General features: G+C 70.0%; 6 protein-coding genes. 5 read left to right on the forward strand and 1 reads right to left on the reverse strand.

Annotation, left to right across the window (positions count from 1 at the left end):
• Positions 1–2: 2 nt before the first annotated feature.
• Positions 3–410: an A24 family peptidase gene (locus A5652_RS01040; RefSeq protein WP_067345700.1), complete on the forward strand. Its 408-nt coding sequence runs from the start codon at positions 3–5 to the stop codon at positions 408–410.
• Positions 411–415: 5 nt separating this feature from the next.
• Here A5652_RS01040 and A5652_RS01045 read toward each other — a convergent pair whose 3' ends face one another.
• Positions 416–1,489, reverse strand: a complete 1,074-nt coding sequence (locus tag A5652_RS01045; RefSeq protein WP_067345703.1) for an LLM class flavin-dependent oxidoreductase — start codon at positions 1,487–1,489, stop codon at positions 416–418.
• A gap of 355 nt (positions 1,490–1,844) precedes the next feature.
• On the opposite strand from A5652_RS01045, the gene aroC reads away from it, so the two are divergent.
• The 4 genes from aroC to aroQ are packed head-to-tail and all read left to right on the forward strand — an operon-like array spanning position 1,845 to position 5,108.
• Positions 1,845–3,050: a chorismate synthase gene (gene aroC, locus A5652_RS01050; RefSeq protein ID WP_067345717.1), complete on the forward strand. Its 1,206-nt coding sequence runs from the start codon at positions 1,845–1,847 to the stop codon at positions 3,048–3,050.
• Positions 3,050–3,574 (forward strand): shikimate kinase, encoded by a 525-nt coding sequence (locus A5652_RS01055; RefSeq protein WP_067345707.1) that lies wholly within the window; start codon positions 3,050–3,052, stop codon positions 3,572–3,574. The genes aroC and A5652_RS01055 overlap by 1 nt, the downstream gene beginning before the upstream one ends.
• The gene (gene aroB, locus A5652_RS01060) at positions 3,571–4,665 is read left to right on the forward strand and encodes a 3-dehydroquinate synthase (protein ID WP_067345710.1); all 1,095 of its coding nucleotides are present in this window, start codon (positions 3,571–3,573) and stop codon (positions 4,663–4,665) included. Before A5652_RS01055 ends, aroB begins: the two co-directional genes overlap by 4 nt.
• The gene (gene aroQ, locus A5652_RS01065) at positions 4,662–5,108 is read left to right on the forward strand and encodes a type II 3-dehydroquinate dehydratase (RefSeq protein WP_067345715.1); all 447 of its coding nucleotides are present in this window, start codon (positions 4,662–4,664) and stop codon (positions 5,106–5,108) included. Before aroB ends, aroQ begins: the two co-directional genes overlap by 4 nt.
• The last annotated feature ends 40 nt before the right edge of the window (positions 5,109–5,148 follow it).

Below are 5,148 nucleotides of genomic sequence, written 5' to 3' on the forward strand. Positions count from 1 at the left end.
TGGTGCTGGCCTGGTTGGCGGCGTTGAGTTGCTATGACATCCGCGAACGGCGCTTGCCCAACGCGCTGACGCTGACCGGGGCCGCGGCGGTTCTGGCCGGCGCGACGGCGGCCGGGCGCGGGTCGGCGGCGCTGGCCGGAACCGGGGCCCTGACCGCGGTCTACCTGGCGGTGCACTGCGCGGGAGGAATGGGCGCCGGTGACGTCAAGCTGGCTCTCGGTCTGGGCGCGTTGACCGGCTGCTTCGGCGTCGGCGTGTGGTTTCTGGCGGCGCTGGGGGCGCCGCTGCTGACCGCGGTGCTCGGGGCGGTCGGCCGGCTTCGCGGCGGTGCCGACGGCACGGCCGCGGTGCCGCACGGGCCGTCGATGTGTCTGGCCAGCGCGGCGGGTGTGGGGTTGGCGCTGCTCTGACGCGCTCAGTTCGGCACGGCGGTGGAGCGCAGCAGCGGCAGCAACTGGTCGCCCAGCCTGGCCGTCTCGGACTTGTACGGAGTGTCCGACAACACGAAATGGCTGACCCCGAGGTCGGCGTATTTGCGCAATGCGTCGGCGACCTCGACGGCCGAGCCCACCAGCCATGTCGTGCCGGCGCCCTCCCCGCCGTACTTGCTCGGCGTCGTATACAGGCAGGAATCAAGCACCTCTGCGCGTCCGGCAAGATCGTTGAGCCGCCGCTGCCCCTCGGACCCCGCCGGGTCGTGCAGCAGCATCATGGTCGGCGTGCCCGCCAGCTTGGCGACCTTGGCCTCGGCATCGTGCCAGGCCTGCTCGGATGTGTCGCGCACCAGGGTGGTCACGCGAAGGCCGAATTCCAGCGGCGCGTGTTCGCGACCGAGCTTGTCGGACAAAGACTTCAGCCTGTCGATGCGTTCGGCGATCCCGTCCAGTGACTCGCCCCAGAACAATTGGACGTCGGCGTCGGTCGCGGCGACCTGCTCGGCGGTCGCCGATGCGCCGCCGAAGTAGAGCTTCGGGAACCGGCCGTCGGCCGCCCCGAGCGGGCGCGGCTGCAGCGTCGAGTGTTCGACGGTGAAGAACTCGCCGCGGAAGGTGACATCGTCCTCGCTCCACAACCGGCGAACCAGCCGGATGAATTCGCGGGTGCGGTCGTAGCGGCGCCCCTTGTCGACCTCGGCGTCGCCATACGCGGCCAGGTCATCGGCGCCGCTCACGATGTTGATCAATAGCTGGCCGTCGTTGAGCCGATCCAGGGTCGCCGCCGCACTGGCGAAATGCGCCGGATGCCAGTAACCGGGGCGGACCGCCACCAGCGGAGCGAAGTTGTTGGTGCGCGCGGCGATTGCGGTCGCGACGGTGAAAGTGTCCGGCCGCCCCCAGCCGGTGCCGATCAGCGCGCCTTCCCAACCGTGTTGCTCGGCCCGCAGCGCCAGGTCGACCGAATAGTCCAGACTTCCCCAGCCATCGACGGTGTCGTCGCCTCGATGGCCCGGCTCGACGGTATTCGGTATGTACCAGAGAAATTGCCCCACCAGGCAACATGGTGGCACATCACAGCGATGGCGTGGCGCGGCTTCGCGGCGTATCCCATGGTCGTCGTAGGAATCAGCACGGATGAAAGTCGGCGTGTGCGCGAAAAATTCGGGCTGGTCGTCGTGCGTACGACAGTGATTCGCCCAGAGAGGCTTTGACTTCCATGCCCGTTGCACCTGACGGACACCCGGCGGCAGATCCGTCGGGGATCGAGGAGGTGCTCGGCGATATCGCCGTCAACGGCGCGGACCTGCCGCAGAGCAGTTTCTTCTGACCCGTGGCGCGCGCGGACCCACTACCGCCGCGGACTGCGCGAATCGGCTTTTCGGAACCCGACATGGGAAGATGGGACCCGTGTTGCGTTGGATCACTGCTGGGGAGTCGCATGGCCGCGCGCTGGTGGCCGTGCTCGAAGGCATGGTCGCCGGTGTGGAGATCACCTCCCTCGACATTGCCGAACAGCTGGCCCGGCGCCGCCTCGGTTACGGGCGCGGCGCGCGGATGGCGTTCGAGCGGGACGCGGTCAGCGTGCTGTCGGGGGTGCGTCACGGCGTCACCCTGGGCGGGCCCATCGCCGTCGAGATCGGCAATACCGAATGGCCTAAGTGGGAGACCGTGATGGCCGCCGACCCGGTCGACCCGGGGGAGCTGGCGGACAGCGCGCGCAATGCGCCGCTCACCCGGCCGCGGCCCGGCCACGCCGACTATGCGGGCATGCTCAAATACGGCTTCGACGACGCCCGACCGGTGCTGGAGCGCGCGAGCGCCCGCGAGACCGCGGCCCGCGTCGCGGCCGCCACCGTCGCCCGCGCGTTTCTGCGTCAGGCGCTCGGCGTCGAGGTGCTCTCGCACGTGATCGCGATCGGCCCGTCGGCGCCCTACCAGGGCCCGCCGCCCGGTCCGGGCGACCTGCCCGCGATCGACGCCAGCCCGGTGCGCGCCTTCGACAAGGCGGCCGAGGAGGCGATGATCGCCGAGATCGAAGCCGCCAAGAAGGACGGGGACACGCTCGGCGGTGTGGTTGAGGTGGTGGTCCTGGGCCTGCCCGTCGGGCTGGGCTCGTTCACCAGCGGCGACAACCGCCTCGACAGCCAGCTTGCCGCCGCCGTCATGGGTATCCAGGCGATCAAGGGCGTCGAGATCGGCGACGGTTTCGAGACGGCACGCCGCCGCGGCAGCCGCGCCCACGACGAGATGTACCCCGGCCCCGACGGCGTGGTCCGGTCGACCAACCGGGCGGGCGGCCTGGAAGGCGGCATGACCAACGGCCAGCCGCTGCGGGTGCGCGCCGCGATGAAGCCCATTTCCACGGTGCCGCGGGCACTGGCCACCGTCGACATGGCGACCGGCGACGAGGCCGTCGCGATCCACCAGCGCTCGGACGTGTGCGCGGTGCCGGCCGCCGGCGTGGTGGTCGAGGCCATGGTGGCGCTGGTGCTGGCCCGGGCGGCGCTGCAGAAGTTCGGCGGCGATTCGCTGGCCGAAACCCGCCGCAACGTCGAGGCCTATCGACGAGCGGTCGCCGAGCGGGAGTCGCCGGCCGCCCGGGGTACCGCGTAATGGCGCCCAAAGCGGTCCTGGTGGGCCTGCCGGGTTCGGGCAAGTCCACCATCGGCCGGCGCCTGTCCAAGGCACTTGGTGTCGATTTCCTGGACACCGATGTGGCCATCGAGCAGCAGACCGGGCGCCGCATCGCCGACATCTTCGCCACCGACGGCGAACCGGAATTCCGCCGCATCGAGGAGGGCGTGGTGCGCGCCGCGCTGGCCGGCCACGACGGCGTGGTGTCACTCGGGGGCGGCGCGGTCACCAGCCCGGGGGTGCGTGAGGCGCTCGCCGGTCACACCGTCATCTATCTGGAGATCAGCGCCAGCGAAGGCGTGCGGCGCACCGGCGGCAATACCGTGCGCCCGCTGCTGGCCGGACCCGATCGCGCCGACAAGTACCGCGCGCTGCTGGCCGAACGCAGCCCGCTGTACCGGCGCGCGGCGACCATCCGCGTCGACACCAACCGGCGCAACCCCGGCGCGGTTGTCCGCTACATCGTCTCGCGGTTGCAGGCTCCGGCCGGGGCCGCCACATGACGCGCTCTGGGGATCCGGTCACCATCGAGGTGGCCGTCGACCCGCCCTATCCGGTGATCATCGGCACCGGCTTGCTGGACGAGCTGAACGAACTTCTCGTCGGCCGGCACAAGGTGGCCATCGTGCATCAACCGGTGCTGACGGAGACCGCCGAGGTGATCCGAAGCCGGTTGGCGGACAAGGGTGTTGACGCGCACCGCATCGAAATCCCGGATGCCGAGGAGGGCAAGGACCTCCCGGTGGTCGGCTTTTTGTGGGAAGTCCTGGGCCGCATAGGTATTGGACGCAAAGACGCGTTGGTCAGTCTTGGCGGCGGTGCGGCCACCGACGTCGCCGGCTTCGCGGCGGCCACGTGGCTGCGCGGCGTTGACATCGTGCACGTGCCCACCACGCTGCTGGGCATGGTCGACGCGGCCATCGGCGGCAAGACCGGGATCAACACCGACGCGGGCAAGAACCTGGTTGGGTCGTTCCATCAGCCACACGCCGTTCTGGTCGACCTGTCGACACTGCAGACGTTGCCGGCCAACGAACTCGTCGCGGGAATGGCCGAAATCGTCAAGGCGGGATTCATCGCCGATCCGGTGATTCTGGACCTCATCGAGGCCGATCCGCAGGCCGCGGTCGACCCGTCGGGTGACGTGCTGGCGGAGCTGATCCGCCGCGCGATCGCCGTCAAGGCGGAGGTTGTGGCCGCCGACGAGAAAGAGTCGGAGCTGCGCGAAATCCTCAACTACGGGCACACTTTGGGGCACGCTATCGAGCGCCGCGAGCGCTATCAGTGGCGGCACGGCGCCGCGGTGTCGGTGGGCCTGGTCTTCGCCGCGGAGCTGGCCCGGCTGGCCGGCCGGCTCGACGACGCCACCGCGCAGCGCCACCGCACCATCCTGTCGGCGCTCGGCCTCCCGGTCAGCTACGACGCCGACGCGCTGCCGCAGTTGCTGGAATACATGGCGGGAGACAAGAAGTCGCGGGCCGGGGTGCTGCGGTTCGTGGTTCTCGACGGCCTGGGCAAGCCGGGCCGGATGGCCGGCCCCGACCCGTCGCTGTTGGCGGCGGCCTATGCCGGACTCGCCCAGGAGGCTTCGTGACCAACGTCGTGAATGTCATCAACGGCCCGAACCTGGGCCGGCTGGGCCGGCGCGAGCCGGACGTGTACGGTGACACGACGCACGATCAACTGGCCGCGCTGATCGAACGGGAGGCCGACGCGCTCGGTCTCAAAGCCGTTGTGCGACAAAGCGATAACGAAGCAGACCTGCTGGACTGGATCCATGCGGCCGCCGACGCGGGCGAACCGGTGATCCTCAACGCCGGCGGGCTCACCCACACGTCGGTGGCGCTGCGTGACGCGTGCGCGGAGCTGAGTGCCCCGTTGATCGAGGTGCACATCTCCAATGTCTATGCGCGCGAGGAGTTTCGGCGACACTCGTACCTGAGCCCGGTCGCGACCGGCGTGATCGTCGGACTGGGGGTGCAGGGCTATCTGCTCGCCCTGCGCTATCTGGTCGGGGAGCCCGGCGCCGCCAGCTAGTCCTTATCGTGTTCCTTGCCGGGCCTGGTGTGCTCGTCGC

Origin of the sequence: Mycobacterium sp. 1165178.9 (genome assembly GCF_001673555.1) — a bacterium.
Classification (GTDB): domain Bacteria; phylum Actinomycetota; class Actinomycetes; order Mycobacteriales; family Mycobacteriaceae; genus Mycobacterium.